Source organism: uncultured Campylobacter sp. (assembly GCF_938030785.1).
In the GTDB taxonomy this organism is placed as follows: Bacteria; Campylobacterota; Campylobacteria; order Campylobacterales; family Campylobacteraceae; genus Campylobacter_B.
This window is the reverse complement of sequence record NZ_CALHIK010000164.1, coordinates 1-13,246: the sequence shown is the minus strand read 5'-3', so window position 1 is coordinate 13,246 and position 13,246 is coordinate 1. Positions and strand designations below refer to the sequence as shown.

At 50.0% G+C, this 13,246-nt stretch carries 11 protein-coding genes; 1 reads left to right on the top strand and 10 read right to left on the bottom strand.

Features of this window, described 5'->3' with window-relative positions:
* The 10 genes from Q0438_RS09735 to sstT form a co-directional block, all read right to left on the bottom strand.
* The coding region (locus Q0438_RS09735) for an AAA family ATPase (RefSeq protein WP_299190482.1) at positions 1–2,249 on the bottom strand (2,249 nt) is incomplete at its 3' end.
* Between the two features lie 16 nt (positions 2,250–2,265).
* Positions 2,266–2,571 (bottom strand): ATP-dependent Clp protease adaptor ClpS, encoded by a 306-nt coding sequence (locus Q0438_RS09730; protein WP_299190480.1) that lies wholly within the window; start codon positions 2,569–2,571, stop codon positions 2,266–2,268.
* Entirely contained in the window at positions 2,561–3,247 is a 687-nt protein-coding gene (locus Q0438_RS09725) for a TlpA family protein disulfide reductase (RefSeq protein ID WP_299190478.1), read from the bottom strand. Before Q0438_RS09725 ends, Q0438_RS09730 begins: the two co-directional genes overlap by 11 nt.
* 55 nt (positions 3,248–3,302) lie before the next feature.
* On the bottom strand, positions 3,303–3,767 hold the full coding sequence (gene smpB, locus Q0438_RS09720; protein WP_299190476.1) for an SsrA-binding protein SmpB: 465 nt from the start codon (positions 3,765–3,767) through the stop codon (positions 3,303–3,305).
* 125 nt (positions 3,768–3,892) lie between these two features.
* Positions 3,893–4,636 carry a 4-(cytidine 5'-diphospho)-2-C-methyl-D-erythritol kinase gene (locus Q0438_RS09715; protein ID WP_299190474.1) on the bottom strand — a complete coding sequence of 248 codons (744 nt, stop codon included), beginning with the start codon at positions 4,634–4,636 and terminating at the stop codon, positions 3,893–3,895.
* Positions 4,637–5,195: 559 nt separating this feature from the next.
* On the bottom strand, positions 5,196–6,044 hold the full coding sequence (gene truB, locus Q0438_RS09710; RefSeq protein ID WP_299190473.1) for a tRNA pseudouridine(55) synthase TruB: 849 nt from the start codon (positions 6,042–6,044) through the stop codon (positions 5,196–5,198).
* Complete coding sequence (locus Q0438_RS09705; RefSeq protein ID WP_299190471.1) at positions 6,037–8,097, bottom strand: ATP-dependent helicase; 2,061 nt, start codon at positions 8,095–8,097, stop codon at positions 6,037–6,039. Before Q0438_RS09705 ends, truB begins: the two co-directional genes overlap by 8 nt.
* Positions 8,094–8,501 carry a hypothetical protein gene (locus Q0438_RS09700; protein WP_299190469.1) on the bottom strand — a complete coding sequence of 136 codons (408 nt, stop codon included), beginning with the start codon at positions 8,499–8,501 and terminating at the stop codon, positions 8,094–8,096. Before Q0438_RS09700 ends, Q0438_RS09705 begins: the two co-directional genes overlap by 4 nt.
* 1 nt (position 8,502) lies before the next feature.
* Complete coding sequence (locus Q0438_RS09695; RefSeq protein WP_299190467.1) at positions 8,503–10,413, bottom strand: M3 family oligoendopeptidase; 1,911 nt, start codon at positions 10,411–10,413, stop codon at positions 8,503–8,505.
* Between the two features lie 110 nt (positions 10,414–10,523).
* The gene (gene sstT, locus Q0438_RS09690; RefSeq protein ID WP_299190465.1) at positions 10,524–11,783 is read right to left on the bottom strand and encodes a serine/threonine transporter SstT; all 1,260 of its coding nucleotides are present in this window, start codon (positions 11,781–11,783) and stop codon (positions 10,524–10,526) included.
* Between the two features lie 144 nt (positions 11,784–11,927).
* On the opposite strand from sstT, the gene metK reads away from it, so the two are divergent.
* Positions 11,928–13,127: a methionine adenosyltransferase gene (gene metK / locus Q0438_RS09685; protein ID WP_299190463.1), complete on the top strand. Its 1,200-nt coding sequence runs from the start codon at positions 11,928–11,930 to the stop codon at positions 13,125–13,127.
* Positions 13,128–13,246: the final 119 nt, after the last annotated feature.

Genomic DNA, 13,246 nt, shown 5'->3' with positions numbered 1-13,246 from the left:
CCGAAAAGCAGCTCCTCGCTTATACGGTCGCTGATCTGCGTGCCGATCTCGCGCTTGAGGTTTCGCGCGCCGAACTCGTCGGAGTAGCCGCGCGTGATGATAAAATCTTTCGCCGCTTTGCTTAGGCTAAATTTTACGTTTTTCAGCCCCGCTTCAAGCTCGCGGATCGTTTTATCCACGATCTTTTCTAAAATTTCGGTGCTTAGGCGGTTGAAATTTATGATCTTATCGATGCGGTTTCGAAACTCCGGCGCAAAAAAGCTCTTAATCGCATTATCGATTTTGTAGCTCTCGTCCTTCGTAAATCCCACCTGAGGCGCCTCTTTCGTGCCTAAATTTGAGCTCATTATCACGATCGTGTTTTTAAAATCGGTCGTAACGCCGTTGTTATCGGTCAGGCTCGCGTTATCGAAAAGCCCCAAAAAGATATTGGTCATGCTAGGATGGGCTTTTTCGATCTCGTCAAACAAAATGACGCTGTAAGGGTGCTTTTTGATATTGTTCGTTAAAATTCCGCCGTTTTCAAAGCCCACGTATCCGGGAGGCGCGCCGATGAGCCTTGAGACGCTGTGAGCCTCCATATACTCGCTCATATCGTAGCGCTCAAAATGCACTCCGAGATACTTCGCCAAGACCTTCGCAAGCTCGCTCTTGCCGACGCCGCTGCTGCCCGCGAACAGAAATACGCCGATCGGCGATGTCTCGGCGCCGAGTCCCGCGTATGAGCGCAGAAGCGCTTTGCAGAGGCTTTGCACCGCTTCGTCTTGACCGAAAATTTCGGATTTGATGTTGGCTTCGAGGTTTTTCAAAACCTCGCGATTATCGACGGTCTGGCTTAAATTTGCGATATTTGCGCTAACGGAAAGAGTATTTATGAGATCGTTTTTGCCGATCTGAATCGGCGCCGTTCGCGATTTAAAAGCAAAGCTCGCGCCCGTCTCGTCGATAAGATCGATGGCGCTATCGGGTAGAAATTTATCGCTTAGATATTTTTTTGCAAGCGTTACGCTTTCGCGCAGAATTTCGTCGCTAAATTTCACGTCGTGAAATTCCTCATACTTTTTGGCGATCCCTTTTAAAATTTCGACACTATCGTCGATGCTAGGCTCGCTCACGTCGATCTTGCAAAACCTGCGGCTAAGCGCCTTGTCCTGCGAAAACGATCGATATTCGCCGTATGTCGTAGCGCCGATGAGCGAAAGGCTCCCGCCCGCAAGCGCCGGTTTTAGGATGTTTGACATATCAAGCTCGTTGCGGTTGCCCGTGCCTGCGCCTACGATCGTGTGAATTTCGTCGATAAATAAAATCGCGTTTTGATTGGTGCTAAACTCGTCTATAAGGTCTTTTAGCCTCTCTTCAAACTCCCCGCGCAGCGTAGTTCCTGCGATCAATGCGCCCGCATCGAGGGCGTAAATTTCTTTGTTTTTCAGCTTTTGCGGTACCTCGCCGCCGACGATTTTAAGCGCGATGCCCTCTACGATCGCGGTTTTGCCCACGCCCGCTTCGCCTACTAGGATCGGATTGTTTTTCTTGCGGCGACAGAGGGTTTGCAGCGTCTTTTCGATCTCTTTTTCGCGCCCGATGAGCGGATCAATCTTGCCCTCGCGCGCCGCTTTGTTTAAATTTAGCGTATATAGCGAGCTGGGCGAGTCTTTTTTAATGTCGCGCTCGTTTATGGCGAGCCTTTCGTTCTCAAATGTCGGCTCAAACTCGGTATTTTGCCACTCTTTCTGCTTATCGTTGTAATTTATCGCGTGCGCGATCTCGTCGATGTCGTATGAGTTTAGCCTAATTGCCGCCTCTTCGTCGCGCGCGACATACTCGTCTCTGCGATCGAAAGCGGGCTTGTATCTTCCTACGATCAGCTCAAATACCGCATCGTTTATGCCGTAGTGATTTAAAATTTTAGTACAGTCGTTTTCCTTATCGCGTAAAATTTTAAGTATAAAATCAAGCTCGTTTCTAGGCTCTTTGGCGCTGCTAAACTCGGCTAAAATTTCCTTAAATTCGTATGTCTGAATGGGCGATTTGCCGTTTGATTTGGGCATCATATCCAAAAGCCCGCCCAGATTATCCAAGATGTTTAGATAATTTATATCCGGAACCGTTTTAACGATAAGCCCGTGAAATGGCTTGTTGTATTTAAAAATCGCATAAACTACGTGCGAAGTGGTGATGTACTCGTCCTCGCCGTCGTTGGCGACGGCTATTGCTTGCTCAAAATGTTTATTTAGAAAAAATCCTAACATATTCTCCCTTTAAATTTTAATCCTCTTCGATCTCACATCTAAGCGGGAATCCCGCGGCCTTTGCCGCTTGCAAAACCGCCTCTTGCTTACTTTTGGCGATCTCTTTTGGATACGCGCCGCAAACCGCGCGACCCTGCTTATGAACCTTCATCATCAAATCTACCGCATCTTGAAAGCTCTTTGCGAAAATATCCATCAAAATATAAACCACGAAATCCATCGTCGTCACGTCGTCATTGAGTAAGATCACCTTATACGGGCGCGGCACGAAGGATTTTGTTTTGGCGCGAGTGCGGATCTGCACGCCGGTTTTATTGGCCATTTTTTATCCTGGCAAAATCACTTTTTATCACGTCGGCGCTGACCATCCCCAAATAATAGGGCTTGCCTCTTTCATCGCCCTCGTTGATGTCGGTCAGCCTTTGATATTTGCCGTCTTTAAACATCACTTTAAAGGGGATCGAAAGCGCGTGACGATAATCGATGTCGCTTAAAATTTGACCTACTATGCGCTCGTTTTGTTTGGAATTTGAGATGAAATAATACGCGTTAAATTTTTTCGTAAAATTTTCGATCACCTGCGCATCGGTAATATCCTCGAAATAGATTAGCCCAACCATCAGAAAATCTGCGGAATTTTTTAGCTGAAAGTCCATCAGATGCGGCGCTTCGATGCGGCACGGCTGGCAATACGTACCGAAAATATCAAACATTAAAATTTTATCGCTGTCCGCGAGCTTAAAGCCCTTTTCGGTGCGCTCGATCGTTACCTCGCCGCCTACGACGCTTTTAAGCGTAAGGCGCTCGCCCGTTTTAAACGGCGTAAAAGGCACGCTCGCGCTATCCTCGCCGCCTATGCGATTACCTTTGCCTCGCTCGTCTGCGTTTTGGCTTTGCGAGGCGGCGCTTTTGGAATTTGCGCCAGACTCGCTCTTTGCGTCATCTCCGCAGCCGCCTAAGATAAAGGCCGCTAAACACAATGATAAAAATTTTTTCATTCAATTTCCTTCGGGTTTAAATTTAAGCCCGCATTTTAACCAAAGTTTTGTGAATTTAAAATGAATGCTTGTCGTATCGCTTCATCGCACTTTGCGCTTCGCGGTCGGCTTCCTTGCGCTTTAGCGATTCGCGCTTGTCGTGCAAATTTTTGCCTTTTGCCAAAGCGATACGCGCCTTTACGCGGTTTTTATCATTCAGATACAGCGATAAAACCACGATGGTAAGGCCCTCTTTGCTAACCGCGCCAAGCAGCTTGTCGATCTGCTTTCGGTGCATCAAAAGCTTCCGTGCGGCTCCTTCGTCGGGACGAAAGTGAACGTTTGTGCTTTCAAGATAGCTGATATGCGCGTTTAGCAAAAACAGCTCGCCGCGGATCACGCGACAAAAGCTATCTTTGAGATTGCCTCTGCCCGCGCGCAGGGCTTTGACCTCGCTGCCCTTTAGCACGATGCCCGCTTCAAAGCTTTCAAGTATCGTAAAATCGTGAAATGCCTTGCGATTTTTACTCAGTTCTTTCATCTTTTTCCTTCTAAATTTAGTCCTAAGCTTAGCCCGTTTTTGCTTAAATTTAAAAGCGGGCGAGCGAATTTTAAATTTTATCTTTAAATTTAGCTTTTAAATTTTAACCGCGCGCCTTGGAATTCTTATTTTAAGAAAAACACGCTGCTGCCGCTGCCGCTTAGAAACATATCGCGATACTTGCTCATCTGCGGATATAGCTTTATGCACGGCGCGAAAAGATCGTTTAATCGGGGGCCGTCGTATTTCGTCAGCAGCTGCTCGCTGCTTAAACGCAACATCTCTTGCGCTTGCGCGGCGTTTATGTTTTGCATGAAGCTTGCGCGAAACTCGTTATAAACCGCGCCGGTGGAGCAAAAGATCGCGGGCGTTAAAATTTCGATCGCGGGCAGTCGGTCCTCGAAAGGCTCGATGATCTCGCCGATGCCGCGCACGTTTGCGGCCTCAAGCCCGCTAACAAAAAACGCGACGTCCGCGCCGATATTTTGCGCGATTTTGGTAAGTCGCTCGCGCGGAATTTTTAAGCCTAATTCCTCGTTTGCAAGCCGCAAAAACGCCGCCGCGTCGCTACTGCCGCCACCAAGACCCGCGCCGATCGGAATTTGCTTTTTAAGCACGATCTTGTGCGAGCCGAAAAACTCCGCAAGCTCACGCGCAAAGCCCGCCTGCTCAAGCGCCGCCTTGGCTTTTAAAATTATATTGTCCTCGATCTGCGCGGCGCCACATTCAAGCGCAAAGCCGCTCGCGCGCTCGAAGCTTATCTCATCAAAAAGCTCCCTGCGCAGCACGAAGCGCGAGGCGATCTCGTGGTAGCTGCCGCGCGTGCCGACGACTTTTAAAAAAACATTGATCTTTGCATAAGCCTTCAAATTTTACTCCTTCTATGCTTTGGCGCGTTTGCGTTAAATTTAACCCTCGGCAAGCCCATCTGGCGCGATTAAAATTCTAATCAGCGCGCAAATCTATCTTAGCGATTAAAAATTCCAAGCTATCAAAATCTAGCCGCGCCGCGCTAAGTCGTAAATTTAGCTTAGCGGTGCGCCGCAAAATCAAACCCATCGGTGCAGACTACGCATTAACGCAAGCCGGAATTTCATTCGGCAAAGACTGCTTGTCGCGGCACCAAGCTCCAGCCTGCGCGCTTTTTAAATCGTCAAATTTTAATCTCGCGGCGCGTCGCCATCGCGCGGCAAAAAGCAAATTAAAACGCCGCTAGCCGCGTTTAAATTTTAAATTTACTCCGCCCGATGCCGATTTACGATCCGTGCGCAACGAAAGAGCGCAATCCCGCCGCCGCTCGTGATAAAATTTAGCCGCACATGGCGGCGCGCTATGCGAGTAAATTTAAAACGCGCCGTATTTATGATCGCTTCAAAATTCAAGCTCGAACCGCCCGATCAAAATTCCGCCGCAGGCTGTAGCCGCGGCTTAAAACACGCCGCCTGCGATCGGGACGTCGTTCCAAAGATAGCGCATCTCGCCCGCGCCAATCTCGATGATCGAGTAAAAATCGCCGCAGATAAGCAGGTAGCGGCCGTCCGCGCGGCTCGCCAGATCCTTTGCGGCGAGCTTCTTGCCCAAGATCACGTCGCGCGCGTCGCCGTCGTAAAAGTTCGGCGCGAGGTCCAAAAACTCGAGCGGATTTAGCGCCGCCTCGTCCGCAAAGCGCGGATCTTGCAAGCAAAAAGCCCCTTCGCTTTCTCGCCTAAGCGCGCTTAGCGTACCCGTAACGCCTAGCTTTTCTGCTAAAATTTGCGCGAAAGAGCGCACGTAGCCGCCCTCGCTAAGCGCAACGCGAAAGCTTACGAAGGGATGAGCGTAGCTTAAAATTTCGGCATCAAAAACCCGCATCGAGCTCTCTTTCAAGCTCACCTCTTCGCCCGCGCGAGCGAGCTTGTATGCGCGCACGCCGTCAATTTTCTTGGCACTGAAAGCGGGCGGTATAAATTTTATCTCGCCGCGCATTTGCGCCATCGCGGCATCTAAAACCTCGCGCGAAAGCGGCGGGATTTGCTCCACGCGCCCTATGTTTTCATTATCGCCGCTTGGGCTTTGCGCGCCTAGCCACAGCGTCGCGGTGTAGACTTTAGGCTCCTTTTTCAAAAACCTAAAAAAGCGCGCGTATTGCCCGAATGCCACGATCAGCGCGCCGCTTGCGAAGGGATCGAGCGTGCCACTAAAACCCGCCTTTTTCACGCCGTATTTGCGTTTAAGAGCGCTTAAAAATTTATTGCTGCCGATGCCCGCGGGCTTGTCCGCCAAAAACAATCTATTCATAAGAGCCTACTTTTTCCACGAAATTCGACATTATCACGCGCGAAATTCCGCCGAAATTTATAGTGAGTCGGTCGCCGTTTACCGCCGTGATCTGTCCGATCCCAAATAGCTTGTGTTTGATCAGCTCGCCCTTGCTAAAGCCGCTGCTTTGCTCGCGCGGCGGCTCTTTGGCTACCAAACCCGCCTCGGCTATAAACCTGCTAACATCGAGCCTCTCGCGCTTACCGCGATAAAAGCGGCTAGCGGCAAAGCTAAGCGTGAGAGTGCGTTTAGCGCGCGTAATCGCTACGTATGCGAGCCTACGCTCCTCCTCGATGTCATTGCTGTCGCCCAAAAGCGGGAAAAAGCCCTCCTCCAGTCCGATTACGAAAAGGTGCGAAAACTCAAGCCCTTTGCTGGCGTGCACGCTCATTATATTTATCGCATCGCCCATGATAGCGTCTTGATCGCTAAGAAGGCTCAGCTCGTTTAAAAATTCCGCCAGATCAAAATCGGGCTTATTGCTCGCTTCATCCTTCAGCATCGCCAAAAACTCGTCGATATTTGCAACGCGATCGGCGCCGTCCGGAAGCGAGGCATAGTAGGCCTTTAGCCCGAAAGCGGGCTCCAGTGCGTCTATTTTTTTGATCGTATCCGCTAGCGCGGAGATAGAAGCGATGCCGCTTTTAAGCTCCGCTAGAGCCTGCGCCGCCTTGGCGCTAAGCCCCGCGTCCGGCTCGCTAAAAGCGTCAAATAGACTGATAAGCCGTAGGCGCGAAAGCTCCTCGAGCTTTGCCAGCGAGACCTTGCCGATGCCGCGTTTGGGCACGTTTATGATCCGCCTCATCGAAAAGTCGTCGTGCTCGTCATTTACTAAGCGCAGATAGGCGATCGTATCCTTGATCTCGGCTCGCTCGTAAAATTTCACGCCGCCTACCATTTTGTACGGGATTTTGGCTCGATTCAGCCCCTCTTCCAGCGCGCGCGAAAGAGCGTTTACGCGGTAAAGCACGGCGATTTGAGAGGGCGCTACGCCGCTTGAAAGCAGCTTTTTGATAACTTCTGCAATCTTTGCCGCCTCGATACTTTCCTCGTCCGAACGCAAAATTTCGATCTTTTCGCCGCCGCCGTTCATGCTAGTAAGGCTCTTGCCGAGGCGGTTTTTGTTATGCGAAATGAGCTCGTTTGCGGCATTTAAAATTTCGTCCGTGGAGCGGTAATTCTGCTCGAGTTTGATAAATTTTACGTTTGAGAACTGATTTTTAAAATTTAGAATATTTTCTATCCGCGCGCCGCGCCAGCCGTAGATACTCTGATCGTCATCGCCCACTACTACGAGGTTTTCGTGCGCGGTGCAGAGCTTTTGCAGCAGTTTGAATTGAATGTCGTTGGTGTCCTGATACTCATCGACCGTGATGTAGGCGTAACGGCGCGAAATTTCATCGCATAGCCGCTCATTCGCGCTTAAAATTTTATACGGCAAGATCAGCAGATCATCGAAATCCACAAGATTATTCGCCGCCAAATACTCCTCGTAGCGCTTGTATGCTCTAGCGCAGTGCGCGTAAAATCCGCTATACATCCTGCTTAGCTCATCGTCCTCGCCCTTCAAAAGCTCGTCGATATCTTTAGGGCCGATTAGAGAATTTTTGTAGGTTGAAATTTTAGCCGCCAATAGCGACGTGGGCAAATTTATCTCAAAGCCCTTGATGATCTTTTTCTTATCGTCGGTATCGATTACTTGGAAGTTTGCGCTGCGCCCAAGCTCGCTAATATGAAATTTTAAAAACAGAAGTCCGAATTTATGAAAGGTGCACAGAAGCGGCACGCTGCTTAAATTTAACCCGCTTATCAGATTAAGCGCTCGCGAGCGCATCTCGGCGGCGGCTTTGTTCGTAAACGTAAGCGTGAGAGTATTTTCCGCAGGCACGCCGTTTGAGAGCAAGTAGGCAAGGCGCGCGGTGATCGTTTTGGTTTTACCGCTGCCTGCACCCGCTAAGATTAACATAGCTCCGTCCACGTGGCTCGCAGCCTCGCGCTGAGCGGGATTAAGACCTTCTAAAATATCGCTCATTTTGAGAAAATTTTACGCGATTTTTCGCGCTTAAGCCACTCGGACTCGGGCTGGGAAAAATTTACCGCGATGGGCTTGCCGTCCACGATGATCTGCAATACCGCATAAAACGGCACACTAAGCGTGCTTGCAAAATCCTGCGGCCCAAAGCCCGCCTCGAAAACCAGCTCATCCTTGCTAAGATGTGCGCTAGAAAGCGTGTATTCCTCCAGCTGCAAAAAGATCGCGGGCATTTTGAAGCTTTTTAAAATTTCTTCCGGCAGCGGCGGGTCAAATTTTATCTGATCAGTCCTCGCAACGATGCCAAATCCATATCCAAGAGCCAAAACGTAGTCCAAAACCGCGCCTATATTTGCGCTGCTCGCAGCGATAAATTTATCGTCTTTTAAAATTTTATCTATCATCCTAACCCCTCACAAACTCATCTACAAGCGCCGCGACCTGCTCTATGCCGATGCGCCAAAACTCGCTTCTATTGATGTCAAACCCGAATTTCGCCACTAGCTTTTGCGGCTCATCGCTGCCACCCGAGCTTAAAAACTCGGTGTAAATTTGAACGAAATTTTCGAGCTTACCGCTCTTATACAGCCCGTAAAGCGCAAGCACCAAAAGCTGCGCGTAGGCGTAGGAGTAGCAGTAAAACGGCGAGTGGACGAAGTGCGGGATGTAGCTCCACCAGCTTTTGTAATGATCCTGCAAGATCAGCTCGCCCGCAAACATCTTGCGCGATTCCTCCATCCAAAGCTCATCGATCTGCCCCGTGCTTAACTCATCCGCGCTTGCATGCACGCGCCGCTCGAAAGTAGTAAATCCGATCTGGCGGTAAAGCGTGGCGAAGATATCCTCGATCTTTGCCGCAAGCATCGCTCTTAGCGCGGCCTTATCGCTTGCGGTCTGCGAGGGCGTATCTGTATCGCTCGCTGCGTATTCACACGAACCAGCAGAGCCTTGAGAGGCGGCGCGTTTTACGGCGTGCTCGTTTGGAATTTCACCGCCCTGAGCCTCTTGCGAAGCGTCGCGTTTAAAATTTTGCGAGCCGTCCGAGGCGGCGCTTTTTAAATTTGACATGCCTTTTAAATTTGAAAAATTTTCGCGCATATAATCAAACACCAGCATCTCGCAAAATACCGACGCGGTCTCCGCCGTCGTCAGCGGCGTAAAAGAGTTGAAATAGCCCACTCCATAGCTTAGATACTGATGTATCGCGTGCCCCAGCTCGTGCGCGAGGGTAAATACGTCGCGGCGCTTGCGCGTGAAATTTAAAAGCACGAAAGGGTGCGTATCGCACGAGCCAGAATGCGAAAACGCGCCGCTTTGCTTATTTTGCGCGGGCATCACGTCGATCCAGTTTCGCTCAAACGCGATCAGCGCGATCTGCTTAAATTTCGGGCTAAATTTTTCAAACGCCGCTAGCACGATCTGCTTAGCCTGCTCGAAGCTAAACTCGCTCTCATCGCCGCTAAGCGGCGCGTATCTGTCGTAATCATATAGCGCGTCGTAGCCTAAAATTTCGCGCTTTTTGGCGTAAAATTTGCCGACTAGATCGAAGCTTCGCTCCGCCTCTGCGATCAGAGCATCGACGCTTGCGATGTTTATCTGATTTTCCTCGTGCATCACCGCCTCGGCCTTATCGTAACCTCGCAGCTCGCAGCGAATTTTAAGATCGGTTTTGATCATATTGTAGATGTAGCCAAGCAGATGGGAGTTTTGCTGAAGCACCGCGCTTAGCGAGGCTGCGGCATCCTTTCGCACCTCGCGATCGGAGCTATGAAGCAGACTTAAAATTTCCTCTTCGCCGAGCTTTTGCCCGCGAAAATCAAAGCTCATCCGCGCCATACTCTCGTCAAAAAGCCGCGAAAACGCCTCGCCGCTTACTGGCGAAGTTTTTAAAAGCACGCTTTCTTGCGGCAGGCTTAGCTGGTGAGCCTTGCGCCGCTTAAGCAGGCTCAAATAATATCTAAATCTCCCGCCCCCTGCGATAAACTCGTCCTGTTTTGCGGCGTCAAGCTCGTTAAACTCGAGCTCGAAAAAAAGTAGGCTCTGCGAAATGTCGTTGCAAGCCTGCTCCGTCTTAGCCTGCTGCGCCCCAAGGCTCGTATCTCGCGCGAATCTTAGATGCGCAAAGCTCATTATCTTGCCGATCTGCTCGCTGATACCCTCATAAAGCTCAAGCGCGCCTAAAAATTCCTCCGCGCTAAGAGCGTGCAACCTGTCTTTAAATTTAGCTTCAAAATCCCGAGCCTGCGCGGCCGTGCTATCTATCGCGCCGCTGAATTCCGCTTCGTTTGCAAATAGCTCGCCTAAATTCCAATTCATCGATTTCCTTTTAAAATTTTTGGATAATTTTATCAAAAAAGAATAAGTAAAATTTTAAAAACCGCGAGATCCGCCGTCTTAGCGGAAATCGCGGTAAATTTTAAAGTGAGCTATTTTTGCATACTTTGCGACGCGATCGCCGTAAAAATCACGTCGGTGGAGCTATTGATCGCGGTTTCTACCGAGTCTTGGATCACGCCGATGATAAAGCCGATCGCGACGACCTGCATTGCGATATCGTTTGAGATATTAAAGAGCGAGCACGCAAGCGGTATCAGCATCAATGAGCCGCCTGGCACGCCGCTAGCGCCGCACGCACCGACTGCCGAGACCACGCAAAGCAGTAGCGCCGTCCAAAAATCGGGACGCACGCCGAGCGTATGAGCCGCGGCAAGCGCTAAGATCGCGATTACCACCGCAGCGCCCGCCATATTTATCGTAGCTCCCAAAGGGATCGAGATCGAGCTTAGCTCGTCGCTGATGCCGAGCTTTTTGCATAAATTTAAATTTACCGGGATATTTGCCGCCGAGCTGCGGGTGAAAAACGCTGTGAGGCCGCTTTCGCGTAGGCAGGTAAATACGAGCGGATATGGATTTTTCTTAATCACCGCAAAGACGATGAGCGGATTTACCACGAGGGCTACGAACGCCATCGCGCCTACGAGTACGACTACGATTCGCGCATATCCAAGCAGCGCATCGACGCCGGTTTGATACACGGTAGAAGCTACTAGGCCGAAAATTCCAAACGGCGCGAGCTGGATTACGAATTGCACGATCTTGGTTACCGCCTCGCCCAGATCGGTAAAAATTTTCTTTGTTTCATTAGTGCAAAATTTAAGCGCGACGCCAAGACCTATCGCCCAGGTTAAAATTCCTACGTAGTTTCCGTGCGCGATAGCGTTTACGGGATTATCCACGACCTTAAAAAGCAGGTCTTTTAGCACGACCCAGACGCTCGCAGGAACCGTTTTTTCCGCCGCACCGACACTGCTTAGAGCAAGATCCGTCGGGAATAAAAAGCTAGCCGCCACCCCCACGCACGAGGCCAAAAAGGTGCCTACGATATATAGGACGACCACGCGTTTTAAGCCGCTGACGCTGCCATATTGTTTGTTTATCACCGAGCTTAAAATCAAGATAAAAACCAAAATCGGAGCGACCGCCTTAAGGGCGCCTACAAACAGTTGTCCTAAAATTTCTGCGAGGCTTACCAAGCTTATCAAAAGCGGAGTGTGCTCGGCCGTAACGCTGCCTGCCGAGGAACGCGCAGCAAAGCCCAAAATAGCGCCTATTATCAAGCCGGTAACTATACGCAGCACCAGATTTTTATCTTTGTAGCTGGCTACCAATTTTTGCATTGAACTCATTTTTTACCTTTCAATTAAAATGTCGTTTGAAATATATCGAAATTTTATTTAAGCACATTTAAATTTGGGCGAAATTTCGCAATTTTTAGTTAATCTTAAAACCTCGTTGGATAAAATGGCGCGAAATTCTAATTAGGAGCAGATATGTATCTATTTACCAGCGAGGTCGTAAGCCCCGGACATCCGGATAAGTGCGCCGATATCATCGCAGACAGTATCGTGGATGAAATTTTAAAGCAAGACCCTAACGGGCGCGTCGCGGCGGAGGTTTTCATCGCAGGAAAACACGTAGTAATCGGCGGCGAAGTAAACGCCAAGGTTGATTTCACCCACGACGATTACCGCCACATCGTAAAAGGCGCGCTTAGCGAGATCGGTTACAACGACAACCCTCATTTTACGCGCGCGCAGTGCCTGCATCCGCAGGATCTGCAAGTGGACGTATTTTTAAATCAGCAAAGCCCCGACATCAACCAAGGCGTCGATCAAGAGGGCGGCGAGATCGGCGCGGGAGATCAGGGCATAATGTTCGGCTTCGCAAGCTGCGAGACGAAAAATTTTATGCCGGCTGCGATTACCTACGCAAGGCTTCTTTGCGATCACGTTTATGCCTACGCAAAATCCCATCCTAACGAACTTGGCGTCGATATTAAGACGCAGGTTACGGTCGATTACGGCACGAAGAGCAATTTTGAGGAGTGCAAACCGCAAAGCATCCATACGATCGTGGTTTCAGCGCCATGCGTCGAGAGTATGAGTATCGAGCGCGTCCGAGATCTGATCGGAAATTTGATCGATTCGGCGGGGCTTCCCAAGGAGCTTTACGACAAAAGCAAAACGATCATCTACATCAATCCGACCGGCCGCTACGTAAATCACAGCTCGCTTCACGATAGCGGCCTAACGGGGCGCAAACTGATCGTAGATAGCTACGGCGGCTACAGCCCGATCGGCGGCGGCGCTCAAAGCAGCAAAGACTATACCAAGGTCGATCGCAGCGGGCTTTACGCGGCGCGCTATATCGCCAAAAACATCGTTGCGGCGGGACTTGCAAAAAAATGCATCGTCCAGCTCAGCTACGCAATCGGCGTCGCAAAGCCCGTCAGCGTCAGCGTCGATTGCATGGGAACGAATTTAGGCGCGGCGAGCGACGATGAGCTATCTGCTTTCGTGCTTGAAAAATTCCCGCTCACGCCGCGCTGGATCATCGATAAATTCGGCCTTGATCGACCTGGCAAAGAAAGCTTCCTCTACGCCGACGTCGCCGCACGCGGACAGGTCGGAAACGACGAATATCCGTGGGAGCAGCTTGATAGCGTGGAGCTTTTTAGGACTTTGAAATAAATTTTATTCTACCGCGCTGAAAATGACGCCAGTATTTTGCGGCTAAGCTTTATAAAATTAGCCGCAAATTTAAACCGCGTAAATTTCAAATTTATCCATAGAATTTACGCGCGTCTGCT

Coding starts and splice junctions, on each gene's coding strand:
- Q0438_RS09730 (WP_299190480.1), bottom strand. CDS start 2,571: ATGGCCAATAAAACCGGCGTGCAGATCCGCACTCGCGCCAAAACAAAA.
- Q0438_RS09725 (WP_299190478.1), bottom strand. CDS start 3,247: ATGAAAAAATTTTTATCATTGTGTTTAGCGGCCTTTATCTTAGGCGGC.
- smpB (WP_299190476.1), bottom strand. CDS start 3,767: ATGAAAGAACTGAGTAAAAATCGCAAGGCATTTCACGATTTTACGATA.
- truB (WP_299190473.1), bottom strand. CDS start 6,044: ATGAATAGATTGTTTTTGGCGGACAAGCCCGCGGGCATCGGCAGCAAT.
- Q0438_RS09705 (WP_299190471.1), bottom strand. CDS start 8,097: ATGAGCGATATTTTAGAAGGTCTTAATCCCGCTCAGCGCGAGGCTGCG.
- Q0438_RS09700 (WP_299190469.1), bottom strand. CDS start 8,501: ATGATAGATAAAATTTTAAAAGACGATAAATTTATCGCTGCGAGCAGC.
- Q0438_RS09695 (WP_299190467.1), bottom strand. CDS start 10,413: ATGAATTGGAATTTAGGCGAGCTATTTGCAAACGAAGCGGAATTCAGC.
- sstT (WP_299190465.1), bottom strand. CDS start 11,783: ATGAGTTCAATGCAAAAATTGGTAGCCAGCTACAAAGATAAAAATCTG.
- metK (WP_299190463.1), top strand. CDS start 11,928: ATGTATCTATTTACCAGCGAGGTCGTAAGCCCCGGACATCCGGATAAG.